The 24,937-nt window shown below is 72.5% G+C and carries 25 protein-coding genes and 1 other RNA gene; 21 read left to right on the top strand and 5 right to left on the bottom strand.

The window, feature by feature from the left end; genetic code table 11:
- Window positions 1–103 precede the first annotated feature (103 nt).
- The 8 genes from JG616_RS13230 to pncB are packed head-to-tail and all read left to right on the top strand — an operon-like array spanning window position 104 to window position 8,783.
- On the top strand, window positions 104–952 hold the full coding sequence (locus tag JG616_RS13230; RefSeq protein ID WP_199392872.1) for a type II secretion system protein GspK: 849 nt from the start codon (window positions 104–106) through the stop codon (window positions 950–952).
- A gap of 50 nt (window positions 953–1,002) precedes the next feature.
- Window positions 1,003–2,142, top strand: a complete 1,140-nt coding sequence (locus tag JG616_RS13225) for a PilN domain-containing protein (protein ID WP_199392910.1) — start codon at window positions 1,003–1,005, stop codon at window positions 2,140–2,142.
- Window positions 2,123–2,746 carry a type II secretion system protein GspM gene (gspM, locus tag JG616_RS13220; protein ID WP_199392871.1) on the top strand — a complete coding sequence of 208 codons (624 nt, stop codon included), beginning with the start codon at window positions 2,123–2,125 and terminating at the stop codon, window positions 2,744–2,746. Before JG616_RS13225 ends, gspM begins: the two co-directional genes overlap by 20 nt.
- Complete coding sequence (locus tag JG616_RS13215) at window positions 2,736–3,614, top strand: general secretion pathway protein GspN (RefSeq protein ID WP_199392870.1); 879 nt, start codon at window positions 2,736–2,738, stop codon at window positions 3,612–3,614. Before gspM ends, JG616_RS13215 begins: the two co-directional genes overlap by 11 nt.
- 27 nt (window positions 3,615–3,641) lie before the next feature.
- Complete coding sequence (gene gspD / locus JG616_RS13210; RefSeq protein ID WP_199392869.1) at window positions 3,642–5,867, top strand: type II secretion system secretin GspD; 2,226 nt, start codon at window positions 3,642–3,644, stop codon at window positions 5,865–5,867.
- A gap of 2 nt (window positions 5,868–5,869) precedes the next feature.
- Window positions 5,870–6,733, top strand: coding sequence for a glycosyltransferase (locus tag JG616_RS13205; protein WP_199392868.1), 864 nt, complete (start codon window positions 5,870–5,872; stop codon window positions 6,731–6,733).
- Window positions 6,730–7,593, top strand: coding sequence for a glycosyltransferase family 2 protein (locus JG616_RS13200; protein WP_199392867.1), 864 nt, complete (start codon window positions 6,730–6,732; stop codon window positions 7,591–7,593). The genes JG616_RS13205 and JG616_RS13200 overlap by 4 nt, the downstream gene beginning before the upstream one ends.
- Window positions 7,590–8,783 (top strand): nicotinate phosphoribosyltransferase, encoded by a 1,194-nt coding sequence (gene pncB / locus JG616_RS13195; RefSeq protein ID WP_199392866.1) that lies wholly within the window; start codon window positions 7,590–7,592, stop codon window positions 8,781–8,783. The genes JG616_RS13200 and pncB overlap by 4 nt, the downstream gene beginning before the upstream one ends.
- Before the next feature lie 156 nt (window positions 8,784–8,939).
- On the opposite strand, the gene JG616_RS13190 is transcribed toward pncB, so the two are convergent.
- The 3 genes from JG616_RS13190 to ettA all read right to left on the bottom strand — a co-directional run bounded on the left by JG616_RS13190 (window position 8,940) and on the right by ettA (window position 12,459).
- Complete coding sequence (locus tag JG616_RS13190; protein WP_199392865.1) at window positions 8,940–9,596, bottom strand: hypothetical protein; 657 nt, start codon at window positions 9,594–9,596, stop codon at window positions 8,940–8,942.
- An 85-nt stretch (window positions 9,597–9,681) separates the two neighbouring features.
- The gene (gene pyrF, locus JG616_RS13185) at window positions 9,682–10,497 is read right to left on the bottom strand and encodes an orotidine-5'-phosphate decarboxylase (RefSeq protein ID WP_199392864.1); all 816 of its coding nucleotides are present in this window, start codon (window positions 10,495–10,497) and stop codon (window positions 9,682–9,684) included.
- Between the two features lie 300 nt (window positions 10,498–10,797).
- Entirely contained in the window at window positions 10,798–12,459 is a 1,662-nt protein-coding gene (gene ettA, locus JG616_RS13180; protein ID WP_199360043.1) for an energy-dependent translational throttle protein EttA, read from the bottom strand.
- Between the two features lie 221 nt (window positions 12,460–12,680).
- On the opposite strand from ettA, the gene JG616_RS13175 reads away from it, so the two are divergent.
- The 11 genes from JG616_RS13175 (at window position 12,681) to thiL (ending at window position 21,339) form a co-directional block, all read left to right on the top strand.
- Window positions 12,681–13,175, top strand: a complete 495-nt coding sequence (locus JG616_RS13175; protein WP_199392863.1) for an RcnB family protein — start codon at window positions 12,681–12,683, stop codon at window positions 13,173–13,175.
- Between the two features lie 75 nt (window positions 13,176–13,250).
- A complete protein-coding gene (gene glyA, locus JG616_RS13170) occupies window positions 13,251–14,519 on the top strand; it encodes a serine hydroxymethyltransferase (RefSeq protein WP_199392862.1) in 1,269 nt (422 codons plus the stop codon).
- 32 nt (window positions 14,520–14,551) lie between these two features.
- Entirely contained in the window at window positions 14,552–15,046 is a 495-nt protein-coding gene (locus JG616_RS13165) for a TonB family protein (protein ID WP_199392861.1), read from the top strand.
- 13 nt (window positions 15,047–15,059) lie between these two features.
- Window positions 15,060–15,596 carry a transcriptional regulator NrdR gene (gene nrdR, locus JG616_RS13160; protein ID WP_199360047.1) on the top strand — a complete coding sequence of 179 codons (537 nt, stop codon included), beginning with the start codon at window positions 15,060–15,062 and terminating at the stop codon, window positions 15,594–15,596.
- Window positions 15,547–16,320 carry a DUF4272 domain-containing protein gene (locus JG616_RS13155; RefSeq protein ID WP_255531848.1) on the top strand — a complete coding sequence of 258 codons (774 nt, stop codon included), beginning with the start codon at window positions 15,547–15,549 and terminating at the stop codon, window positions 16,318–16,320. Before nrdR ends, JG616_RS13155 begins: the two co-directional genes overlap by 50 nt.
- On the top strand, window positions 16,320–17,438 hold the full coding sequence (gene ribD / locus JG616_RS13150) for a bifunctional diaminohydroxyphosphoribosylaminopyrimidine deaminase/5-amino-6-(5-phosphoribosylamino)uracil reductase RibD (protein ID WP_199392860.1): 1,119 nt from the start codon (window positions 16,320–16,322) through the stop codon (window positions 17,436–17,438). Before JG616_RS13155 ends, ribD begins: the two co-directional genes overlap by 1 nt.
- Window positions 17,439–17,445: 7 nt before the next feature.
- Window positions 17,446–18,039 carry a riboflavin synthase gene (locus JG616_RS13145; protein ID WP_199392859.1) on the top strand — a complete coding sequence of 198 codons (594 nt, stop codon included), beginning with the start codon at window positions 17,446–17,448 and terminating at the stop codon, window positions 18,037–18,039.
- Between the two features lie 138 nt (window positions 18,040–18,177).
- Window positions 18,178–19,314, top strand: coding sequence for a 3,4-dihydroxy-2-butanone-4-phosphate synthase (gene ribB / locus JG616_RS13140; protein ID WP_199360051.1), 1,137 nt, complete (start codon window positions 18,178–18,180; stop codon window positions 19,312–19,314).
- Between the two features lie 114 nt (window positions 19,315–19,428).
- Window positions 19,429–19,896, top strand: coding sequence for a 6,7-dimethyl-8-ribityllumazine synthase (gene ribH, locus JG616_RS13135; RefSeq protein WP_199360052.1), 468 nt, complete (start codon window positions 19,429–19,431; stop codon window positions 19,894–19,896).
- Window positions 19,893–20,366: a transcription antitermination factor NusB gene (gene nusB, locus JG616_RS13130; RefSeq protein WP_199360053.1), complete on the top strand. Its 474-nt coding sequence runs from the start codon at window positions 19,893–19,895 to the stop codon at window positions 20,364–20,366. The genes ribH and nusB overlap by 4 nt, the downstream gene beginning before the upstream one ends.
- Window positions 20,367–20,382: 16 nt before the next feature.
- The gene (thiL, locus tag JG616_RS13125) at window positions 20,383–21,339 is read left to right on the top strand and encodes a thiamine-phosphate kinase (protein ID WP_199392858.1); all 957 of its coding nucleotides are present in this window, start codon (window positions 20,383–20,385) and stop codon (window positions 21,337–21,339) included.
- A gap of 138 nt (window positions 21,340–21,477) precedes the next feature.
- Here the strand turns inward: thiL and JG616_RS13120 are convergent, their stop codons facing one another.
- Entirely contained in the window at window positions 21,478–21,849 is a 372-nt protein-coding gene (locus JG616_RS13120) for a YraN family protein (RefSeq protein ID WP_199362685.1), read from the bottom strand.
- Window positions 21,846–23,027, bottom strand: coding sequence for a penicillin-binding protein activator (locus tag JG616_RS13115; protein WP_199392857.1), 1,182 nt, complete (start codon window positions 23,025–23,027; stop codon window positions 21,846–21,848). The genes JG616_RS13120 and JG616_RS13115 overlap by 4 nt, the downstream gene beginning before the upstream one ends.
- Before the next feature lie 58 nt (window positions 23,028–23,085).
- On the opposite strand from JG616_RS13115, the gene rsmI reads away from it, so the two are divergent.
- Window positions 23,086–23,910, top strand: coding sequence for a 16S rRNA (cytidine(1402)-2'-O)-methyltransferase (gene rsmI, locus JG616_RS13110; protein WP_199392856.1), 825 nt, complete (start codon window positions 23,086–23,088; stop codon window positions 23,908–23,910).
- A gap of 75 nt (window positions 23,911–23,985) precedes the next feature.
- An RNA gene (gene rnpB / locus JG616_RS13105) (RNase P RNA component class A) lies at window positions 23,986–24,364 on the top strand.
- Window positions 24,365–24,937 lie beyond the last annotated feature (573 nt).

The raw sequence follows: 24,937 nt of genomic DNA, 5'->3' as shown, positions 1-24,937 counted from the left end.
GCGGACTGGCGCCTGGCGTCCGGCCCGGCCTGGCACCCGGCGCGCGGCCGGGCCCGGGCGGCCGGCAGCGCAACCGCCTGCGCGAGCTGCGGGGCCGCCGCTGATGGCCCGCCAGCAGGGCGCGGCCCTCGTGATCGTGATGTGGCTGGTGGCGCTGCTGACCGCGCTGGTCGGCGCCTATGCGGCCACCGCGCGCATCGAATACATGCAGGGCCGCGGCCTGCACGGCGCGGTGGTCGCCGAGTCGGCCGCGCGCGCCGGGCTGGAGTACGCCCTGGTGCGGCTGCAGACCGACCAGCCGGACAGCGCCTGGCTGCCCGACGGCCGGCCCTACCGCTGGGCCTTGGGCGCGGCCGAGGTGGAGGTCCACATCGTCGACGAGTCCGGAAAGGTCGACCTCAACGCCGCCGACGCCGGCCTGCTCGGCTCGCTGTTCCGCGTGCTGGGGGCCGACGAGGAGCAGGCCGATGCGGTGGCCGGCGCGATCGTCGACTGGCGCGACGGCGACCAGTTCACCCAGCCGATGGGCGGGGCCGAGGATCCGCAGTACGAGGCGGCCGGCCTGCCCCATGGCGCGAAGGACGCGCCGTTCGAGACCGTGGCCGAGGTCGAGCAGGTGCTGGGCATGGACCGCGCCCTGTTCGAGGCGGCGGTGCGCCACCTCACCGTGTTCAGCGGCCTCCCGCAGCCCGACCAGCGCTTCGCCAGCGGCGAAGTGCTGCAGGCGCTGGGCGCCGATCCCGCCCTGATGCTGCAGCAGCGCGAGGGCGCCACCGGACCCGGGCCGGACCTCGTTGGGGCCGGCAGCGGCACGTATAGTATCGACAGCCGCGCGCGGCTCGCCGACGGCCGCCAGGCCGTGCTGCGGGCGGTGGTCCGCGCGGGTGGGGGCACCTTGCCGGGTTCGGCATACGTGCCACTGGCCTGGGAAGAAGGAGCCGCGCCGCGCTGATGGCAGCCGTAGAGCACACCGCCGGTACACCGCGTCGCCCGGGCACCGCCATGGCCGGGCTCGGCGGCTCGCTGCGCCCGCGCGCGGCCGGGTTCTGGCGCTGGTGGACCCGCGCCCTGGCCACCTGGCTGCCGCAGCGGCTGCGCGAGCTGTTCGGCCTTGCCCGTGAGCGCCTGCTGCTGCAGGTCACCGGTGACGGTCTGCTGCTGGCGATCGAGGGACCCGACCGCGTGCGCCGCCTGGCCGAGCTGCCGCCGCTGTCGACCAGCGCGGACGATCCGCTGGCACCGCTGCTCGCGCAGCGCGTGGCGAGCCTGCCGCGCTGGCTGCTGCTGCCCGCGGATGCCAGCCTGCGCCGCGCCCTGCCGCTGCCCGCCGCCGCCGCCGACCGGCTGCGCGAGGTGCTGGGCTTCGAGATCGAGCGGCAGACCCCGTTCCCGGCCGCCGACGTCGAGTACGACGCCCGCCTGCTCGGCCGACGCGGCGACGGCCAGGTCGACGCCGAGCTGGTGGTCGTCCCGCGCCAGGCGCTGGAATCGCGGCTGGTCGCGCTGGGACCGCTGGCGAACACGCTGACCGGCGTCGACGTCGAAAGCGCGGCCGGCGGTGGCCTGGGCGTGAACCTGCTGCCGGGCGCGCGCCGCCACCGGCGCGCGGACCCGTGGCTGGGCTGGAACCTCGCCCTGGGCCTGGTCGCCGTGGTCGCGATCGCGGCCGGGCTGTGGCAGGTCCTGGACAACCGGCGCGCCGCCGCCGACGTCTTCGAGGCCGAGGTCGCCCAGGCCGCGTCCCGCGCCCGCACCGCGTCCACGCAGCGCCAGGCGCTGGTCGACCTCGTGGATGGCATGGCCTTCCTGCACTCCGCGCGCGCCGCGCGCCCGACCACGGTCGAAGTGATGGACGAACTCGCCCGGCGACTGCCCGATTCCACCTATCTCGAGAAGCTGTCGATCGAGGACACCCGGATCCTGCTCATCGGCCTCAGCAGCGAGGCCCCGGCGCTGGTGCAGCGCCTCGAGGGCTCTCCGCTGTGGCGCTCGCCGGCGCTGGCCGGTGCCCTGCAGCCGGATCCGCGCAGCGGCCGCGACCGCTTCACCCTGACCGCCGAACTGGTGGTCGCGCCGGTCACCGGCGCCGCGGGACAGGCGGGACCGGGCAGGGGGGCCGCCGATGCGCGAAGCGATCCCTGAGCGCGACCGCTGGCTGGCGCTGGCGATCCTCGCCGGCGTGCTCGCGCTGGCCTACCTGGTGCTGGTCCACCCCTGGTGGACCGCGCCGATGCTGGAAACCGGTGAGCGCATCGAAAGCCTGCAGCAGCGCGACCTGCGCGTGCGCATGGAGCTCGCCCAGGCGCCGCAGGTGCAGGCGCGCCTCGAGCAGGTGCGCGAGATCGCCTCGCGCGTGCCCGGGTTCATGGACGAGCGCAGCGCCGAACTGGCCACCGCCGCCCTCAGCGCACGGCTGGAAACCGCCGTGCTCGAGGCCAGCCCGGGCAACCGCAGCTGCGCCATCCGCAACCGCTCGCCGATGACCGACACCCGCCAGCAGGGCCGCTTCCGCCGCGCCCTGGTCCAGGTGCGGCTGCACTGCGGCAACGGCGAGCTCGCGGCGGTGCTGCACTCGCTCGAGGACGGCTCGCCGCGCCTGTTCGTCGACAACCTCAACGTGCTCGCGCCGCGCCAGGCCTTCGGCCGCGGCGGCGCGGCGCAGGGCGCGGGCCTCGACGTCACCTTCGATCTCTACGGCTACCTGCAGCCGCAGCCGGCCGCGGCGGGAGCGGGCGATGCGCGCTGAGAGCGCCGGGGCGCGCACCTGGCTGCTCGGCGCGCTGGCGCTGTGGGCGCTGGCCACCTGGGTGCTGGGCCTGTTCGGGCTTGGCGGCCGGATCGAACGGCTGCCGCCGGATCCGGCCCTGGTCCAGGCCCTGCCCGCGGCCGCGCAGGAAACCGAGGACCGCCTCGGGCCGCTGGCCCAGTACGCCGAGTTCGGCGAGCGGCCGCTGTTCACCACCGATCGCCGGCCGGAACTGTTCGTCATCAATCCGGTCGACGAGGAGGCCCCGGCCGAGTTCGAGTACGTGCTGACCAGCGTGCTGATGACGACCGGCCTGCAGGTCGCGATCGTGCAACCCGCCGCGGGCGGCGAACCGGTGCGCCTGAAGGTGGGCGAGTCGCCGGCCGGCGTGCAGGGCTGGCAGCTGTCGTCGATCTCGCCGCGGGGCGCCGTGTTCGACGGCCCCGAGGGCCAGCGCACGTTGGAGCTGCGGGTGTTCGATGGCACCGGCGGCGAAGCGCCGACCGCGATCGCCAGCCAGCAGGCGCCGGGCCAGGTGCCGGGCCAGGTCCCTGGGCGTCCGGAGGCGACACCCGCGCGCCGCGCGTCCGCGTCCGCCCAGCCGGCGGCGCCGGGGGCACGCGCCGCCGATGCCGCGGGCAGCCCGGCCGATCCGGCCGGCGGCGGAATTGCCGGTGCCGGCGAGCAGCCGTCGAGCGAGACGCCACCCCCTCCGCCGTCCGCCGACGGTGGAACCCAGGCCCCCCCGCCTGCCCCCCCACCCGACACGCCCACCGCCCGCAGCTCCGACGAGCAGGTGCAGGCGATCCGCGCGCGCATCGAGGCGCGTCGCGCCCGCCTGCGCGAACAGGCCCAGCAGGGCCAGTAGCCGGACGGAACCCCTGGAATGCCCACGATGACCCTGACACGCCCCCTCAAGCCCGCGCTCGCCGCGTTCCTCGCCACGCTGCTGGCCGCCTGCGCCTCGGTGCCGGCGCCGGACGTGCGCCGCGATGCACGCATGCCGCAGCCGGTGTTCCAGGTCGACGGCGTGCCGCGCGCGGCCACCGGCCCCGCGGCCATGGCCGCCGACGGCATCGTCGAGGAGCCGCTGGCCGGCGACCCGCGCGCGATCAAGCACCGCGGCGACGGGCGGGTGATCAACGAGTCGCTGGCGGCCTCCGCGCCACCCAACCTGGCCGGCACCAGCGGCGAGGCCACCTTCAATTTCGAAGGCGAGTCGCTGCATGCCGTGGTCAAGGTGATCCTGGGCGACATGCTGGGGCAGAACTACGTGATCGCGCCGGGCGTGCAGGGCACCGTCACCCTGGCGACGCCGAAGACCGTCAGCCCGGCGCAGGCCCTGAGCCTGCTGGAAATGGTGCTGGGCTGGAACAACGCCCGGATGATCTACGCCGACGGCCGCTACAACATCGTGCCCGCCGACGCTGCCGTGGCCAGCGGCGCGGTGGCCGCGCGCACCGGCACCGCCGCCGGCGCGCGTGGCTTCGAGACCCGCGTCGTGCCGCTGCAGTACGTCTCCGCGGTGGAGATGGAGAAGGTGCTGCAGCCGTATGCGCGCCCGAACGCCATCGTCAACGTCGACGCCGGGCGCAACGTCATCACCGTGGCCGGCACCCGCCAGGAGCTCGAGAACTACCTGCGCACGATCGAGATCTTCGACGTCGACTGGCTGGCCGGCATGTCGGTGGGCGTGTTCCCGCTGGTCGCCGGCCGCGCGCCGCAGGTGGTGGCCGACCTGGAGAAGGTGTTCGGCGAGGGCAGCAACTCGCCGGTCGCCGGCATGTTCCGCTTCATGCCGCTGGACGGCGCCAACTCGGTGCTGGTGATCACCTCGCAGCCGGCCTACCTCGACCAGATCGAGCAGTGGATCGCGCGCATCGACGGCGCCGGCGGCGGCGTGCAGCTGTTCTCCTACGAGCTCAAGTACGTCACCGCCAAGGACCTGGCCGAGCGCCTGTCCGAGGTGTACGGCCGGCGCGGTGGCGGTGGCAGCAGCGGCGGGCGCCGCGGGGGGGCCTCGCTGATGCCCGGCCTGGAGTCGACCGAGATCGGCGACGGCGGCATGGACGGCACCAGCAGCGCCGGCATCGGTGACCGCGGCAGCGATGGCGGCAGCGGCGGCGGCCTGGGCAGCGGCTCGCTGTCGCTGGGCGAGCGCCAGGGCGGCGACACCTCGGTGACGCTCGAAGTCGACGGCGCCGAAGTCGGCGTGTCCGCGGTCGACGAGACCAACACCCTCCTGGTGCGCTCCACCGGCCAGGCCTGGCGCTCGATCCGCGAGGTCATCGACCGCCTGGACGTGATGCCGCTGCAGGTGCACATCGAGGCGCAGGTGGTGGAGGTCTCGCTGAGCGGCGACCTCAGCTACGGCGTGAACTGGTTCTTCGAGCGCGCGGTGACCGATGCCGGCCTGCCGAGCGCGGTCGGCCGCGACACCTGGAGCGCGATCGCCGGCAACGTGACCGGCACCAACACGGGGGCCGGTCCCGCGGGCCTGGCGTGGACCTTCCTCGGCCGCAACGCCGCGGCGATCATCAACGCGCTCGACGAGGTCAGCGACGTGCAGATGCTGCAGACGCCCTCGGTGATGGTGCGCAACAACTACGAGGCCACGCTCAACGTCGGCAGCCGGATCCCGATCTCGTCGGTGACGGTCAATCCCGGCTTCGGCGGCGACAGCTCCTACAGCCAGGTGCAGTACCTCGACACCGGCACCATCCTCAAGGTGCGTCCGCGCGTCACCCGGGACGGCACCGTGTTCCTCGACATCGTGCAGGAAGTCAGCAGTCCCGGCAGCCAGCCCGACCAGAACGGCAACGTGCGCATCGACACCCGGCGCCTGAAGACCAATGCAGTGGTCCAGAGCGGCGACACGGTGATGCTGGCCGGCCTGATCCAGGACTCGACCAGCCGCGGCTCGACGGGGTTCCCGGGCCTGAGCCGGATCCCGGTGGTGGGCGGGCTGTTCGGCCGGCAGTCGTCGAACAGCAGCCGCAGCGAGGTCATCGTGCTGCTGACCCCGACCCTGGTCCGCAACCAGCAGGACGCGCGCAACCTGACCGACGAATACGGCCGCCGCTTCCGCGCGCTGGAGCCGCTCAACCGGTCCGCCGACTGAACATGGCCGGCGGAGGGGGCGCCGGCGTGCCCGAGGTCCCGGTGGTGCTGCTTCCGGTCGCGATCGACGACGGCACGCTCGACGCCTGCCTGGCCGCGCTCGACGCCGGCACGCCCGCGGGCACGCGGGTCTGGCTGGCCGACGATGCGCAGGCGGGCCCGCGCGGACTCGCGATCATCGAGCGCTGGCTGGACCGCACGCCGCTGCGCGCCGAGTACACCCGGCGGCCGCGGCCGCTGGGCGAGGTGGCGCACCTGGACGAGGCGCTGGCGGCCTGCGGCGATGCCGACGTCATCGTGCTGGCGCCCGACGCCGTGCCCGGTCCCGGCTGGGCGCAGCAGCTGGCGGCCTGCGCCGCGCGCGACGGTGCCATCGCCACCGCCACGCCCTGGTGCAACGCCGGCGAAACCGCCGCATGGCCTGACTGCGGCGAGGTCGGCCCGCAGCCCGCCGGCGACGACCTGGCCCGGCTGGCGCGCGCCGCTGGCGGCATGTCGCCGGTGCATCCCGAGCTGCCGGCGGCGATCGACCATGCGGTGTTCATCCGCGGCCGGGCACGCGCGAGGGCCGGCGGACTGGACGCCGCCAGCTACGCGTCGCGCTACGCGGCGCTGATCGATCTCTCGCTCAGGATGGCCGGCCTGGGCTGGCGCAACGTGCTGTGCGAAACCGCCTTCGTGGCCCGCGGCGGCGAGGGCGGGCCGGCCGAGGGCGACCTGGATGCGCTCGCCGCGCGCTGGCCGGCGTGGCCGCCGCGGTTGGCGCGCTTCCTGATGCAGGATCCGGCGCGTGGGTTGCGCAGCGCCCTGGCGCGGCGCCTCGACGGCGTGGATCCACCGTCGCAGCACGAGCTCTTCGCGTCGTGAACGCGGTCGCCGCCATCGTGGTGAGCCATGAGAGTGCCGCCAGCATCGACGCCTGCCTGGTCCGCCTGCGTGCCGCCACCGGCGTCGCCGAGATCCGCGTCATCGACAACGCGTCCGGCGACGACACCCTGGCCGTGGTCCAGCGCCACGCGCTGGCCGATCCGCGCCTGCGCTTCATCGCCAATCCGGACAACCCGGGATTCGCCACCGCCTGCAACCAGGGCGCGGCGGACAGCCAGGCGCCGTGGCTGGCCTTCGTCAATCCCGACTGCCTGGTCGAAGCCGACACCTTCCCGCGGCTGCTGCGCCACGCCGGCGCCGCGGGCGGACACGTCCTGCTCGGGGCCGACCTGGTCGACGAGGACGGCGTGCGCGACGGCGCCGCCCGGCGCAACGATCCGGACTTCGCCGGCATGCTGCGCGGGCCGCTGCGCGCACGGCGCGGGCGCCCGCTGGACGTGGCGGTGGACGAGGGCGCCGCGCTGCAGCCGGTGGACGCGGTCTCGGGTGCGCTGATGCTGGTGCCACGCGCGCTGTTCGAGCGGATCGGCGGCTTCGATGCCGCATACCGGCTGCATGCCGAGGACCTGGACCTGTGCCGCCGCGCGCGGATCGCCGGCGCCACCGTCGCGGTGGCCAACGACGTGCGCGTGCTGCACCTGCGCGGCGTGTCCTCGCGCGCGCGGCCGTTCTTCGTCGAGTGGCACAAGCACCGCGGGCTGTGGCGCTACTTCCGCCGCTTCGAAGCACCGGCGCGCGGCGCGTCGGTGCGCGCCGCGGTGTGGCTGGCGATCTGGACGCACTGGCTGTCACGCCTGCCGCGGATCCTGGCGGCATCGCTCCGGGCCTCGGCGCCATGATCCGGTCGCTGCTCGATACCGACCTCTACAAGTTCACGATGATGCAGGCGGTGCTCCATCGTTATCCCGCCGCGCACGCGCGCTACCGCTTCCGCTGCCGGTCCGCCGGCGTCGACCTCGCGCGGCATATCGACGTGGTGTCGGATGCGATCGATGCCCTGTGCGAACTGCGCTTCACGGCCGACGAGCTCGATTACCTGCGCGGGCTGCGCTTCATCAAGCCGGACTTCGTCGATTTCCTCGGCCTGTTCCGGCTCGACCGTCGCTACCTGCGGCTGGAGCGCAGCGGGGACGAGCAGGGCGGGCTGTCGCTGACCGTGGAAGGACCGTGGCTGCACACGATCCTGTTCGAGGTGCCGCTGCTGGCGATCGTCAGCGAGGCCTGGTCGGTGGGCGAACACGGGCCGGCCGACGCGGCCGAAGGGCTGCGGCGCCTGCAGGCCAAGGTCGACCGCATCGACGCCGCGGTCGGCTACGAAGACTGCCGCATCACCGATTTCGGCACCCGCCGGCGCTACTCGCGCGCCTGGCAGGAGCGGCTCGTGCCGCGGGTCGCGGAGCTGCTCGGGCCGAAGTTCGCCGGCACCAGCAACGTCGACATCGCGCGGCGCCACGGCCTGGTGCCGCAGGGCACGATGGCCCACGAATGGCTGCAGGCGCACCAGGCGCTGGGTCCGCGGCTGCGCGACTCGCAGAAGGCGGCGTTCGAGGCCTGGGCGCAGGAATATCGCGGCGACCTCGGCATCGCGCTCACCGACGTGATCGGGCTCGCGGCCTTCCTGCGCGACTTCGACCTGTACTTCTGCAAGCTCTTCGACGGCATGCGCCACGACTCCGGCGATCCGCATGCCTGGGGCGAGCGCATGCTGGCGCACCTGGAATCGATGCGGATCGACCCGCGCACGCGGACCCTGGTGTTCAGCGACGGCCTGGACGTCGGGCAGGTGATGGCGCTCTACGAACGTTTCCGCGGCCGCTGCCGCACCTCGTTCGGCATCGGCACCAACCTCACCAACGACACCGGCCCGAAGGCGCTGCAGATCGTGCTGAAGATGGTGGCCTGCAACGGCCAGCCCGTCGCCAAGCTGAGCGATTCCCCGGGCAAGACCATGGTCGACGACGAGGACTACCTGCGCTACCTGCGCCAGGTGTTCGACGTCCCGCAGCCCCCGGCCAATCAGCTCCTGTAGCAGCGGCTACTCAGCCCCTGCAGCAGCCGCTACTCAGCCCCTGTAGGAGCGGCTACAGCCGCGATCGCATCATCGCATCGCGTCGGTGTCGACGATCGCAGCATTGCATCGCGGCTGTAGCCGCTCCTACAGGAGCTTTCGTTGCGCAGCGCTGGATCAGCGCGGCGGAATCTCGGCGCGGTGCGGCTCGAACAGGCTGTCGCCGTCCGGGCTGATCACCACCACGCCGGGCTCGAGCGCGCTGATGGTGGCGTTGCCGACCAGCTTGGTGCCCATCGGGAACTCGGCGACCTGCGTCCATGCGCCGTCGACCTCGCGCAGCACGTAGCCGCTGCGGTCGTAGTAGTTGCCGCCGCCGCCGCAGCCTTCCATCGTGTAGAGCAGCAGGGCCTCGTCGCCGGGACGGCCATCGAGGTCGAGCACGAACAGGCGTTCGCCTTCGGGATAGGTCCCGCATTCGCGCTCGCGTCCGGTCTCGTCGACGATGCGCCGGGCGGCGTCGCGCAGCGCCGGCGTGGCCGGGCGCGCTTCGCTGCGCATGCGCGCCAGCGCGGCGCCGCTGAAGTCGAAGTACTGGGTGTCCTCGGCGTCGCTGCCCGGCGTTGCGGCCAGTTCGTCGGTGGCGGGCTCCGCCGCGGTGGTCGGCGAACCGGTGCCGGCGATCAGGTCGGGCGCAGGCGAGGGCACGCTGTCCGCCGTCGGTATGGCGCTGGCGTCGGCAGGCGAAGCCGTGGCCGCCGGAGCGTCGGACGGGCTGCAGGCCGCGAGGGCGATCGCAAGCGCAAGCGCGGCGCACTGTGGCAGAGGGGTCATCGATTCCATCCATCGGCAGGCGGTGGCCCGGTGCCGCGAGGATATCCGGGCCGCGTGATGCCGGTGGCAATCCACGCCCTCGCGCTCAATGGCGGTGGCGGTCCAGCGTGTCGCGCAGCTCGCGCGCGGCGTGCGCAGCGGCGGCGGCGTAGTCGTCGCCCTGCGACGCGTACAGGATCGCCCGCGACGAACTCACCATCAGTCCCGTGCCATCGGCGGTGCGCGCGTTGCGCACCACGGCTTCGGCATCGCCGCCCTGGGCACCGACGCCCGGCACCAGCAGCGGCATGTCGCCGACGATCGCGCGCACGTCGCGCAGCTGCCCGGGCCAGGTTGCACCGACCACGAGCGCCACATTGCAGTTGCCGTTCCACTCCGACGCCGCCTTCGCGGCGACGTGCTGGTACAGCGGCCTGCCGTCGACCAGCAGGTCCTGCAGGTCGCCCGCGCCGGGATTGGAGGTGCGACAGAGGATGACCACGCCGCGGTCCGCGCGGTCCAGGTAGGGCTTCAGCGAATCGCCGCCGAGATAGGGATTGGCGGTGACCGCATCCGCGCGGTAGCGGTCGAAGGCCTCCGCCGCGTAGCGCTGCGCGGTGGAGCCGATGTCGCCGCGCTTGGCGTCGAGGATCACCGGGATGCCCGGGTGCCCGGCATGGATGTGCGCGATCAGCCGCTCCAGAGCGCCCTCGGCGCCCAGCGCCGCGAAGTGCGCGATCTGCGGCTTGAACGCGCAGGCGAACTCCGCGGTCGCATCGACGATGTCCCGGCAGAACCCGAACACCGCATCGCCATCACCCGCGAACCGCGCCGGAAACCGCGCCGGCTCCGGATCCAGCCCCACGCACACCAGCGACCCCGAGGTGCCCCAGCGCTGCTGCAGCTGCTTCATGAAATCCATCTGGTCTTTCCTTTTTGCCACGGATCCACGCGGATCGGGGCGGATTTGCACGGATAGAGCGGAAAGCGATTTTTTGCCACGGATGACGCGGATTGCGCGGATTTGCGCGGATCAAGCTAGTCAAGCGGATTAAGCGGACCGAGTGGATCAAGTGGATCAAGCAATTAAGGGGGGTCGCGCGGGTCGAGCCGAATCAGGTGCAGGTACTCGCAGTCCCTACCGACCCCGCCGGACGATTCTCTCTTCTGCTCTATCCGCGCAAATCCGCGCAATCCGTGGCAAACGCTTCTCCTGTTTCTCCTACTTGAGCGCCTTGAACCGAAGCCTGCGCGGACCCGCGTCGTCGCCCATCCGGCGGCGCTTGTCTTCTTCGTATTCGCGGTAGTTGCCCTGGAAGAACTCGACGTGGCTGTCGCCTTCGAACGCGAGGATGTGCGTGGCGATGCGGTCGAGGAACCAGCGGTCATGGCTGATCACGAAGGTGTTGCCGGGGAACTCGAGCAGCGCGTCTTCAAGCGCGCGCAGGGTCTCGATGTCCAGGTCGTTGGACGGTTCGTCGAGCAGCAGCACGTTGCCGCCCTGCAGCAGGGTCTTGGCCAGGTGCAGGCGGCCGCGTTCACCGCCCGACAGCGAACCGACCATCTTCTGCTGGTCCTGGCCCTTGAAGTTGAAGCGTCCGATGTAGGCCCGCGACTGGATCTCGATGCCGTTGATGTTGAGGATGTCGGCGCCGCCGGCGACTTCCTGGAAGACGTTGTGGTTGCCTTCGAGCTTGTCGCGGCTCTGGTCGACGTAGGCGATGTTGACCGTCGGGCCCATGTCGATCGAACCCGAGTCCGGCTGTTCCTGCCCCGTGATCATCTTGAACAGCGTGGACTTGCCCGCGCCGTTGGGGCCGATGATGCCGATGATCGCGCCCGGAGGCGCGATGAAGCTCAGGTTGTCGATCAGCAGGCGGTCGCCAAAGCTCTTGGAGACGTTCTTGAACTCGATCACCTTGCTGCCCAGGCGCTCGCCCGGCGGAATGAAGATCTCGTTGGTTTCCTGGCGCTTCTGGTAGTCGACCGCCTGCAGCTCCTCGATCCGGGCCAGGCGCGCCTTGCCCTTGCTGCGACCGCCCTTGGCGTTGCTGCGCGCCCACTCGAGCTCCTTGGCGATCGCCTTCTGGCGCGCCTTCTCGGTCGACTCCTCGCGCTTGAGGCGGTCTTCCTTCTGCACCAGCCAGTCGGTGTAGTTGCCCTTCCACGGAATGCCGCGGCCGCGGTCGAGCTCGAGGATCCACTCGGCGGCGTTGTCGAGGAAGTAGCGGTCATGCGTCACCGCCACCACGGTGCCGGTGTAGCGGGCGAGGAACTGCTCCAGCCATTCGACCGATTCGGCGTCGAGGTGGTTGGTGGGTTCGTCGAGGAGCAGCATGTCGGGCTTCTGCAGCAGCAGGCGGCACAGCGCCACGCGGCGCTTCTCGCCGCCCGACAGCTTGCCGATCACTGCGTCCCACGGCGGCAGGCGCAGCGCGTCGGCGGCCACTTCCAGCTGGTTTTCCAGCGTGTGCGCGTCGCCGGCGGCAAGGATCGCCTCCAGGCGTTCCTGCTCCTTGGCCAGGGCGTCGAAGTCTGCACCGTCCTCCGCGTAGGCGGCGTAGACCTCGTCCAGGCGCGCCTGCGCCTGCAGGACCTCGCCCACGCCTTCCTCGACGGCCTCGCGGACGGTCTTTTCCGGATCCAGCTGCGGCTCCTGCGCCAGGTAGCCGACCTTGATGCCGGGCTGGGGCCGCGCCTCGCCGGAGAAGTCGGTGTCGACGCCGGCCATGATCTTGAGCACCGTCGACTTGCCGGCGCCGTTCAGGCCCAGCAGGCCGATCTTCGCGCCGGGGAAGAACGACAGCGAGATGTCCTTGATGATCTGGCGCTTGGGCGGAACGGTCTTGGAGACGCCGTTCATGGTGTAGATGTATTGCGACATGGGAGCTCCGGTGCAGCGTGGCCGCCGCCCGGGCCTGGGGCCATGGGCGGAAAGCGCGGATGGGATGGCGCGATTATAGGGCTTGCAGCCGGGGCGCAAGCCGCGGCGGCGCTGGAAAATGAATGGAATCCACCGGAGTGGGGCCGGGCCTTGCCGGTAACGCGATGGTTCAGGCGCGCAACGGGATAGTCGGTTCACACCCCCTCCACCGGAGAGTCGTGATGAATCCGATCCGCACCCTTGGACTTGCCACCCTCGCGCTTGCGCTCGGAGTCGCCTTCGCGGCTCCGGCAGAGGCACGCGACAACCACCTTCGCGGCCATGACCGCGGCCATTCCAGCCAGGACTGGCGCCGCGGCGACGACCGCCGCGAGCACCGTCGCGATGATCGCCGCCGCGACTACCGCCAGGCCCGCCGCCATGACGACCGCCGGCATGACGGCTGGCATGACCGCCGCCACGACCGTCGCGACGTCCGCGTGGTCTATGCGCCACCGCCGCGCGTGGTGGTGCGCCATCGCGGCCCGCCGCCGTGGGCACGCGGCCACCACTACCGCCACGCCGGCTATGCGCCCACCTACGTGGTCCACGACTACGGTCCCTACGGCCTGCGCCAGCCGCCGCGGGGCCACCACTGGCGCCGCAGCGACACCGGCGACTTCCTGCTCGTGGCCATCGCCACCGGGATCATCGCCGACGTGATCATGGGCCGCTGAGTTCCGGGGGCGCCCGTCCGCCCGGGGGCGGGGGGCGGGCTACAATGGCCCGTCCCCACGGCCCCTGGAGCTGGCATGTTTCCGCGCGACGCACGCATCGAAGCCTATGACCCCGAACTGGCCGCGGCGATCGCCGCCGAAACCCGGCGCCAGGAAGACCACGTCGAGCTGATCGCCAGCGAGAACTACGCCAGCCCCTGCGTCATGGAGGCGCAGGGCAGCCAGCTGACCAACAAGTACGCCGAGGGCTATCCCGGAAAGCGCTATTACGGCGGATGCGAGCACGTCGACGTCGCCGAGCAGCTGGCGCTGGACCGCGTGAAGCAGCTGTTCGGTGCGGACTATGCGAACGTCCAGCCGCATTCCGGCTCGCAGGCCAACCAGGCCGTGTACCTGGCCCTGCTGCAGCCCGGCGACACGATCCTCGGCATGTCCCTGGCGCACGGCGGCCACCTGACCCACGGCGCCAAGGTCAACATCAGCGGCAAGCTGTTCAACGCCATCCAGTACGGCGTCGACGCCCAGGGCCTGATCGATTACGACGAGGTCGAACGTCTTGCCGTGGAGCACCGGCCGAAGATGCTGGTGGGCGGATTCAGCGCCTATTCGCAGGAAATCGACTGGGCGCGCTTCCGCGCCATCGCCGACAAGGTCGGCGCGATCCTGTTCGTCGACATGGCCCACGTCGCCGGCCTGGTGGCCGCGGGCGTGTACCCGAATCCGGTGCCGCATGCGCACGTGGTGACCTCGACCACCCACAAGACCCTGCGCGGGCCGCGCGGCGGCATCATCGTCGCCAGCCGCGCCGCGATGGGTGACCGCGCCGACGACATGGTCAAGAAGCTGCAGTCGATCGTCTTCCCCGGCATCCAGGGCGGCCCGCTGATGCACGTCATCGCGGCCAAGGCCGTGGCCTTCAAGGAAGCGCTGGAGCCGGAGTTCAAGGTCTACCAGCAGCAGGTGGTGAAGAACGCGCAGGCGATGGCCAGGGTGATCATCGATCGCGGCTACAAGATCGTCTCCGGCGGCACCAAGAACCACCTGATGCTGGTCGACATGATCGGCAAGGACGTCACCGGAAAGGCCGCCGAAGAGGCGCTGGGCCGCGCCAACATCACCGTGAACAAGAACGCGGTGCCCAACGACCCGCAGAAGCCCTTCGTGACCTCGGGCCTGCGCCTGGGCACGCCGGCGGTGACCACGCGTGGCTACACCGAGGCCGACTGCATCGAGCTGGCCGGCTGGATCTGCGACGTGCTGGACGCGCCGGCCGACGAGGCGGTCATCGCCGCGGTGCGCGACAAGGTCGTCGCCCAGTGTCGGCGCCTGCCGGTCTACGGCTGATGGGCCCGCGCCGGCGGTTCGCGGCGGTGGCGATGGCCGTTTCGGCGGTCCTCGTCGGCGGATGCGCGGCCGGCGGTGGCGCGACGCCCCGCGTGGTCGCCAGCGGGATGGCGCGCGCGCCGCTGGCAAGCAACGACGGTGCACGCTTCGAGGTGCGCTACCAGGCATCGACCGGCCAGTGCTCGGCGGGCGCACTCCAGCTCGTCGCGCGCGACGAACTGCGCGGCCTGGACGCGGAGTGGGACGAGACCGGCGACGGCTGCAGCCCCGCGCGCAAGCTGGAGGTGCCCGCCAGTGCGGATTACCCGGCCCTGCTCCAGGCCCGTGGCGTCAGCGGCGGCGCGCACGTGCTGGTGCGCATCGACCGCGAAGGGCGGGTGCACGACGCGCGCGCGGTCTGTGCCAGCGACGAGCGCTTCGCCGCCGCCGCCGAAGCCACCGCGCGCGCGATCGCCTACGCGCCGGCCACCTGCGCCGGCGAACCCAGGCGCGCCGCCTTCCTGCTGCCGTTCAACTACGACATCTGACGCCGCCGACGCGATGCACTGCCCCTTCTGCCAGCACGTCGACACCCGGGTCATCGATTCGCGCGTGAGCGACGACGGCGCCACCATCCGGCGCCGGCGCGAGTGCGAAGCCTGCGGGGAGCGCTTCTCGACCCTGGAAACCATCGAGCTGAAGCTGCCGGCGATCATCAAGTCGGACGGCCGCCGCGAGCACTTCGACGCCCGCAAGCTGCGCCAGAGCTTCGACCGTGCGCTGCACAAGCGTCCGGTCTCGGAGGAGCAGATCGAAGCCGCGGTGCGCGCGGTGATCCACCAGCTGCGCATGACCACCGAACGCGAGCTGGCCTCGCGGCGCGTGGGCGAGTTCGTGATGGCCGAGCTGCGCAAGCTCGACCACGTGGCCTATGTGCGCTTCGCATCGGTCTATCGCTCCTTCCAGGACGTGGCCGACTTCCGCGAGGAGCTCGACCGGCTGGAGCGCGACCTGCCCGAGGACGGCCAGCTGCCGCTGCTCGGCGTGGGTGCCGTGGTCGCCTTCGAGCCGCCTTCCGGCAAGGGCCGGAAGCGCTAGCGCGGTGCAGGGCAGGGGCGAGCCAGGGCGCGATCGCAGGCCGCAGGCGGCCGAGGTGCTGCGCCGTGCGCTGGCGCTGTTCGCCGTGGCCGCGCGGGCCGCGATGGAGGCCGACGCCGCGCGCGCCGACGCCGCCGACTGGCAGGCGCGGATGCTGGCGTGGCTGGCGCGCACCGGACTCGATGCCGAGCTCGAAAACGGTGAACGCGCCCTGCTGCAGGCGCCGCCCGGAAGCCTGGGCGAGGCCGCAGTGCTCGACGCCGGCTGGCGCGCCGAGGGCGTCTACGCGCTGGCCTGGGCACTGGGCGTCCACCCGCCGCTGCCCCACGACCGGCTCGCCGACCCCAACGACCTCGCGGGTCCGCTCGGTTTCCTGGACACGCGCGCGCTCGAGGCCCTCGAGGCGGCCAGCCTGCGCCCCGAGCACGAGATCGACAGCTTCCTGGCGCGCCAGCTCGCGGTGCACTGGCGCCTGCGCGAGTACGCGCTGCGCCCGGGCCCGATGGACTTCGCAGCCGTGGTCGCCACCGGCGGCTGGGCGCGGCTGGACATCGATGCCGCGGCGCTGATCGACCGCGACCTCGCGATCGATGGCGACCCCATCGACCGCGCTGCCTCCGACGCGATCAGCCGCTGCACCAGCATCGCCAGCGAGCGCCATCGCGCCGCCAGCTGGCTGGCGGGCGCCGACCCCCTCTACTCGAACGTGGAAACGATCACCTGATGCACGGCTACTCCGAAACCGACCACGTGATGATGGCGCGCGCACTCCGCCTGGCCGAGCGCGGCGCCTGGACGACGCGGCCCAATCCGATGGTGGGCTGCGTCCTGGCCCACGGCGACGCGGTCGTCGGCGAAGGCTGGCACGAGCGCCAGGGCGGGCCGCACGCCGAGGTGTTCGCGCTGGAGGCCGCCGGCGAACGCGCGCGCGGCGCGACCGCCTACGTCACCCTCGAGCCCTGCGCGCACACCGGGCACACCGGACCCTGCGCGGACGCGCTGGTTGCCGCGGGCGTGTCGCGGGTGGTCTCGGCCATGCGCGATCCCTTCCCGCAGGTCGACGGCAGCGGCTTCGAGCGCCTGCGCACGGCCGGTATCGAGGTCTCGCACGGGCTGATGGAAGCCGCCGCGAAGGCGCTCAATCGCGGCTACCTGTCGCGCGTGGTGCGCGGCCGGCCGTGGCTGCGGGTCAAGCTGGCGATGAGCCTCGACGGGCACACGGCGCTGGCCAGCGGCGAATCGAAATGGATCAGCGGAGAAGCCTCGCGCCGCGACGTGATGCGCTGGCGCGCCCGCGCCGGCGCGCTCCTGACCGGCTCGGGCACGGTGATGGCCGACGACCCGCAGCTGACCGTGCGCATGGACGACGACGCGGAGTTCGTGCCGCCGCTGCGGGTGGTGCTCGATCCGGGCCTGGCCACGGTGGCGCGCGGACGCGTCCGCGAGGGCGACGCCCCCACGCTCTACGTGCACGCGGCCAATGCCAAGCCGCCGCGCGATTTTTCCAGCGACCGGGTCGCCGTGCCGGCGCTCGGCAATGCGCTCGACCTCGCCGCGGTGCTGCGCGTGCTCGCCGATCGCGGCATCAACGAGGTCCAGGTGGAGGCGGGTGCCACGCTGGCCGGCGCCTTCATGCAGGCCGGGCTGGTCGACGAGGTGCTGCTGTACATGGCGCCGGTGCTGCTGGGCGCGCAGGCGCGGCCGCTGTTCGCCGGACTCGACATCCACGACATGACCCAGCGCATGGCGCTGCGGATCGAAGACATCGTCAGCGTTGGCGACGACCTGCGCCTGCGCCTGGTCCCGGCGCAGCCGGCGGGCGATGCCGGCGCGGCAGGATAGGACGCCCATGTTCACCGGAATCATCGAAGCCGTCGGCCGCCTGGCCGGCCGCGAGGCGCGCGGCGGCGACGCCCGCCTGCGCATCCACGTCGGCACGCTGCCCTTCGCGGACGCGAAGCTGGGCGAGAGCGTCGCGGTCAATGGCGTCTGCCTGACCGTGGTCGCCTTCGACGCGACGCACTTCGAGGCCGACGCCTCCAACGAGACGCTCGCGCTGACCACTCTCGGCGGACTGGCGGAGGGCGCGGCGCTCAACCTGGAGCGCGCCATGCTGCCCACCGACCGCCTCGGCGGCCACCTGGTCAGCGGCCACGTCGACGGCGTGGGTCGCGTGCTCGACGTGCGCGAGGACGCGCGCGCGCAGCGCTGGCGCTTTGCCATGCCGCCGGCGCTGGCGAAGTACGTCGCGCAGAAAGGCTCGATCTGCGTGGATGGCGTCAGCCTGACCGTCAACGCCGTGGAAGACGAGGCCTTCGAGGTCGCGCTGGTGCCGCATACGGTGGCGCACACCGCGTTCTCCGCGACGCGCGTCGGTGACCCGGTCAACCTCGAGGTCGACCTGATCGCACGCTATCTCGAACGCCTGCAAAGCGCCCCGTGAACCACCACTGCAGGAGCGGCTACAGCCGCGATCGAAACCATCATGAAGGGCGATCGCGGCTGCAGCCGCTCCTACAGGTGCCAGTCGCCGCCGGGCCTCGCCCGCAACTCCGCAATCCTCAACCCAGGTCGCAGTGACATGCCTTTCGCCCCCATCCCCGAACTGCTCGAAGAACTCCGCGCCGGCCGCATGGTCGTCATCGTCGATGACGAGGACCGCGAGAACGAAGGCGACCTGATCATGGCCGCCGAGCTCGTGCGCCCGGCCGACATCAATTTCATGGTCACCCACGCCCGTGGCCTGGTCTGCCTGTCGCTGACCCGCGAGCGCTGCGCGCAGCTGGGCCTGCCGCCGATGGTCCAGTCGAACACGTCGTCGCACCACACCAATTTCACGGTCAGCATCGAGGCCGCCGAGGGCGTCACCACCGGCATCTCGGCCTACGACCGCGCGCACACGATCCGCACCGCGGTGCGCCCGAACGCGGCGCCGTCCGACCTCGCGCAGCCTGGCCACATCTTCCCGCTGACCGCGCAGCCCGGCGGCGTGCTCGCGCGCGCGGGGCACACCGAGGCCGCGGCCGACCTGGCCCTGCTCGCGGGACTGGAGCCGGCCGGCGTGCTGGTGGAGATCCTCAACCCCGACGGCACCATGGCGCGCCGCCCGGAGCTGGAAGTGTTCGCGCGCGAGCATGGGCTCAAGATGGGCTCGATCGAGGCCCTGATCCGCCACCGCCTGGAGACCGAGCACACGGTCGAGTGCGTCGACAGCCGCGACGTCGAGACCGAGCACGGCGCCTTCCGGCTGCACACCTACCACGACCGCCTGGGCCACGCGCTGCACTTCGCCCTGGTGCGCGGCACGCCCGACGCCGACACGCCCACCCTGGTGCGCGTACAGGTGCGCAACGCGCTGGCCGACGTGCTGCGCTGGCGGCGCCCGGACTTCGGCCCGGCGGTGGGTGACGTGCTGGCGGCGATCGACGCCGAAGGGCGCGGTGCACTGGTCCTGCTCGACGGCGGGCAGACGCCTGACGCGCTGTTGCAGCGCCTGCGTGCCGGCGATGCCGGAGCCGTCTCGTCCGACGAGGCCACGACCGCGGCCACCGGGCGGGGCGGGGCGCTGGCCGAATGGCGCCGCAACGGCGCCGGCAGCCAGATCCTCGCCGACCTCGGCCTGGGCAAGCTGCGCGTGCTGGGGACCCCGCGCAAGCAGGTCGGCCTGGCCGGCTTCGGCCTCGAGGTCGTCGAGTACCTCGAGCCGGACGCCTGCTGAAACCGCGCGCTCCGGGCCGCCGCTGCCCGGCCACGGGTCTCCCGGCCGGCCCCTGCCCCGGGAATGCGCCGTGGACGGACCGGCTAGAATGCGCTCCTCCCCAAGGAACACGCCATGACCCATCACGAAGGCGACCTGCACGCGCCCGAAGGCGCGCGCTTCGCGATCATCGCCAGCCGCTGGAATCCGCGCATCGTCGATGCGCTGGTGGGCGCCGCGCGCGCGACGTTCGAGCGCAACGGCGTGCCGCCCCAGGCGGTGGACGTCGTCCGCGTGCCCGGTGCCTGGGAGATCCCCATGGTCGCCGCGCGCCTGGCCGGTGCCGGCGCGCATTCGGCGATCGTCGCCCTGGGCTGCGTGGTGCGGGGTGACACCCGCCATTTCGAGCACGTGGCCGACAGCTGCGCCGAGGGCCTGGCGCGGGTGCAGCTCGAGCGCGGCGTGCCGGTCGCCAACGGCGTGCTCGCGGTCGACGACATGGCCGACGCGGAGAACCGCGCCGGTGGCAGCCATGGCAACAAGGGCGAGGAATGCGCCCTGGTCGCGATCGAGATGTCCAACCTGCTGGTGAAGCTGCCATGAGGCCGAACAGGACCGGCGGAGGCCGCAGCGGCGGCATCGACACCGTCGCGCGCTCGCGCTCGCGCCGGCGAGCGCTGCAGGCGGTGTACGCGATGCAGCTTTCGGGCGTCGACGCGCGCAACGCGATTGCGCAGTTCGCGCACGAGCAGGCGCACGAAGTCGCCGATCTCGAATACTTCGAGGACCTGGTGCGCGGGGTGGAAACCCACCGCCGCGACATCGACGCCGCGCTCGCGCCCTTCCTCGACCGTCCCATCGGCGAGGTCGATCCCATCGAGCGCGCCATGCTGCGCATCGCCGCCTACGAGCTGCGCCACCGCATCGACGTGCCCTACCGGGTGGTCATCGACGAGGCGTTGAAGACGGTCAAGCGCTTCGGCTCCGAGCACGGGCACACCTACGTCAACGGCGTGCTCGACCACGCCGCCGTCGACTGGCGCGCGGCCGAAGTGCAGTCCGCGCGCGGCTGAGCGCGCGCCCGCCGGCATGGCCGAATTCGGGCTGATCGAACGCATCCGCGCACGCGCCGCGCACCCGCGCGACGACGTGGTGCTGGGGATCGGCGACGACGCCGCGCTGCTGCAGCCCCCGCCGGGCATGCAGCTGGTGGTGGCGATGGACACGCTCAACGACGGCGTGCACTTTCCCCATGGCACGGAGGCCGCGCGGGTCGGCTGGAAGGCGCTGGCGGTGAACCTGTCCGACCTCGCCGCGATGGGCGCCGAGCCGGCCTGGTGCACGCTGTCGCTGTCGCTGCCCGACGGCGATCCGGCCTGGGTGGACGGTTTCCTTGATGGCTTCCTGGCGCTCGCCGGCGAGCACCGCGTCGCCCTGGTCGGGGGCGACACCACGCGCGGGCCGCTGTCGATCTCGGTCACCGTGCTCGGCTTCGTCGATCCCGGCCGCGCACTGCGCCGCGATGGCGCGCGCGTGGGCGACCAAGTGTGGGTAAGCGGAAGCCTGGGGGCCGCGGCGGCGGCGCTGGAGCAGTGGCGCGCGGGTGGCGCCCGTGATGCCGCCCTGGGCGAGCGCCTCGAGCGGCCGCGCCCGCGCGTTGCGCTGGGGCGCGCGCTGGGCGGTGTGGCCAGCGCCTGCATCGACGTCTCCGACGGCCTGCTGGCCGACCTCGGGCATGTCTGTGCCGCGAGCGCGGTGGGCGTGCTGCTCGACATCGATGCCCTGCCGGGGGCCGATCGCCTGCGTCGGTGGTTCGGAGGCGAGGCGGTCCGCACGCTGCAGGTAGCGGGCGGGGACGACTACGAACTCTGCTTCACCGTGCCCGCGGGCGCCGATGCGATCGCCAGGGCCGCCGCGGGTGCGGCCGCCACGGGTGTCGAAGTCACCCGCGTGGGTACGGTGGTGGCGGGGCAGGGCGTCCAGGCGGTGGATCGGGATGGGCGGCCCTGGCGGCCCGAGCGCCCGGGGCACGAGCACTTCGCCTGAGCGTTCCGGGCCTCACGTTTCGCTCGGGTCCGAGGCCCTCCGCCCTGTAGGAGCGGCTACAGCCGCGATCGCTCCTCGCGAGGTCGGATCGCGGCTGTAGCCGCTCCTACAGGAAGAGCAGATGCGGGGCTCTGGCCCTCAGGCCTGGTCCAGGCTGAACGCATCGCGGTGCCAGGTGAACGCCGGCGCGTCCGGGTCCCCGCTCGCATCGATCACGTCGAAGCGGCAGTAGTCCTCGGCCAGCGTCGGATGCTGCAGCAGGAACAGCTGCGCGGCGCGCACGATGCGCCGGCGCTTGCCGCGGTCGACCGATTCCGCACCGCCGCCGTACTCGGCGCTGGCGCGGTAGCGGACTTCGACGAACACCAGGGTGTCGCCGTCGCGCATCACCAGATCGAGCTCACCGAGGCGGTAGCCGGCATTGGCCGCCACCTCCACGAGGCCGGCGCGCAGCAGGTGCGCGCGCGCCGCGGCTTCGACGCCGGCACCGCGCCGGCGTGCGTCGATCAACGGCCGGCGCCGGCCAGCGGCACCACGTGGCCGCCGCTGAAGGTCGACCAGGAGGGCGTGCGCAGCACGTGTCCGTCGGCCGACATGCGCAGCACGCCGCTGGCGCTCGACACCGAGGCGTCGGCACCGCTCGCCAGGTGAGCGAGATAGGCCGACAGCAGCCAGCCGTCGTAGCCGAAGGCGAACAGGCGCGCCGCCGGACCGCGGGCGGTGGGCAGGGCGTCCGCCACGCCGCGCGCCGAGGGCAGGCCCGGCACGCCGGAGACGGTCCAGGCATCGGTCGGGAAGGCGATGCCGTCCAGCGCCGCGTCCTCGCCGGGCTTGCCGGTGCCCGACAGCAGCTGCGAGGTCGCCACGCGCGGGCGGCCCGACAGCCCCGCCGCGGACACCTGGGCCGCGGCCAGGCGCGCCTGCGGCCCGCGCAGCGCGAAGAACACCGCGTCCACGCCGCCTTCGGCCTGCACGGCGGCCTGCATCGAGCCGACGAGGTCGGGCGGGCTGTCGCCCACCACCGCCAGCAACTGGGCGACGCCGCCGCCCAGCTCCTGCAGGCGCCCCGACAGTGCGTCGATGCTGCGGCGGGCGTTGTCGTCGCCTGAGCTCAGCACCAGCACCCGCTTCGCGCCGCGCGAGGCCAGGAAGTCGGCCGCGGCCTTGCCCTCGTCCTCGGGCGCAAGCGCGTAGCTGGCGCTGTTCGTCGGCGGGGTGCCGGCGCGGTTCAGCGCCAGCACCGGCACGGTGACCGTGGCCTGCTCGAACACCGCATCGACTTCGTCACGGCCCAGCGGGCCCAGCACCTGGTCGGCGCCCTCGGCGACCGCGCGCTGGTAGGCCGCGACCGCGCCATAACCCGTGCCCAGGGTGTCGTAGAACTCGAGGTCGGGACGGCGGCGCTGTTCGCCGTAGTAACCGGCCAGCAGGCCGTCGCGCACGGGGCCGGCGGCCGTTGCCAGGCTGCCGGTCAGCGGCAGCAGCACCGCCAGCTTGCGCGGCGGGCGATAGCCGTCACGCTCCGCGGGCGGGCGATCGCCGGCGTCGAACTGCCAGTGGCTGGTCGACACCGGCTCGGGCAGGCTGGCCGGCGCCTCGGCGGGACGCGAGACCTGCACGGTGGAACAGCCGGCGATGGCCAGGGCGAGGGCGGTGGCGGCGAAGGCCTGCTTCCAGGGGTGGCGCATCTGGTCGTTCCGGCTGCGAGAATGTCCCGGATTCTACCGTCAGCCCCGCAAGGACACGATGCAGCCCGCAGCCGGCACCCTCCATGTCGTCGCCACGCCGATCGGCAACCTCGCCGACCTCTCGCCGCGTGCACTGGACACGCTGCGCTCCGTGGCCGCGGTCTGCGCCGAGGACACCCGGCATACGCGCCAGCTGCTGGCGCACTTCGGCATCGAACGGCCGCTGCTGGCGCTGCACGAGCACAACGAGGCCGAGGTCGCGGACAGGCTGGTCGCCCGCCTGGCGGCCGGCGATTCGCTGGCGCTGGTGTCCGACGCGGGCACGCCGCTGGTCAGCGATCCCGGCTTCCGGCTGGTGCGCGCCGCGCGCGAGGCCGGCATCCGCGTCAGCCCGGTGCCCGGCGCGAGCGCGATCGTCGCCGCACTGAGCGTCGCCGGGCTGCCCAGCGACCGCTTCACCTTCGAAGGCTTCCTGCCGGCCAAGGCGGGCGCCCGGCGCGAGCGCCTGGCCGCGCTGGCGGGCGAGGTGCGGACGCTGGTCTTCTACGAGTCCTCGCACCGCATCGCCGACACCCTGGCCGACTGCGTCGCGGCCTTCGGCGGCGACCGCCCCGCGGTGGTGGCGCGCGAACTGACCAAGCTGTTCGAGACCGTGCTAGACGGCGACCTGGCGGCGCTGCAGGCGCAGGTCGAGGCCGATCCCAACCAGCGCCGCGGCGAGTTCGTGCTGCTGGTGCAGGGCGCGGGCGAGGATGCCGATGCGCGGATCGCCGAGGGCCGGCGCGTCTACGCCCTGCTGTCGGCGGAACTGAAGCCGTCGGTGGCAGCCCGCCTGGCCGCGGAGATCACCGGCGCGCCGAGGAAGGCGCTGTACGGCGGCTAGCCGGAGGCGCGCGTGTCGCGTCGGGGCACCGGGAGACGAAGGGCGCGGCCACCGGCGTGCGACAATGCGCGCGGCGGAGTCGGCCAGACAGTCGCGTCATCCGGAACCACTTCGGTGGGACCGGGTGCCGAGGAAAGTCCGGGCTCCACAGGGCACGGTGCCAGGTAACGCCTGGGCGGCGCGAGCCGACGGAAAGTGCAACAGAAAGATACCGCCGATGGCCGGACGCCCTTCGGGGCGAATGGATCAGGCAAGGGTGAAATGGTGCGGTAAGAGCGCACCGCGAGTCTGGCAACAGACCGGCACGGCAAACCCCACCGGGAGCAAGACCAAATAGGGACCTCATGGCGCGGCCCGCGTCGGGTCCGGGTAGGTTGCTTGAGCGTATCGGTGACGATGCGCCTAGAGGAATGACTGTCCACGACAGAACCCGGCTTATCGGCCGGCTCCGCCACTTCTTTCCTCCGACCGCCCCGGCGCGGGTGGGAGGCGCTTGTGGCGAATGTCCCCCGGCGGCATGGGTGCCGTGGCCCTTCCTGGCATCCAGGCCGCCTCCTCCTTGAATTTCCCCACAAGCGCCTCCCACCCACGCCGGGGCTGCTTCTCCCCCACCCCGAGCATTCGCACACCGCGACGACGTCGCCAGCCCGCGCTGGTGCCCCCGGCTCTCCCCACCAGCCCACCTCGGCGGTTGGAGCCGGGCGTGGTTGCCCTTGGGTGCGAAATTCAAGGAGGAGGCGGCCAAGGTGTATGAGCGAGCCCCGGCAATCGTGCCGCCGGGGGACATTCGCACCCAAGGGCAACCACGCTCAGCCTGCCCGCCGAGGACCTTCGCACCCGCGGGCGACCACGCCCGGCACCGGCAAACCCGACATGTCAAAACCATGTGAAGAAGGTCACGGTTCTCACAATCTGAGACGAATCATGAGCTTGTGGATAAAGCTTGAACAAGTCTCTCAAGTTCGCTGCAAGTCATTGACGGCACTGGCGAAAATTCCCCACAGGAGCTGTTGACAAGGGTGGGGGC

It is taken from the genome of Luteimonas sp. MC1895 (assembly GCF_016457215.1).
In the GTDB taxonomy this organism is placed as follows: Bacteria; Pseudomonadota; Gammaproteobacteria; order Xanthomonadales; family Xanthomonadaceae; genus Luteimonas.
Note: the sequence above shows the minus strand (reverse complement) of the source record. Positions and strands in the feature narration are given on the sequence as shown.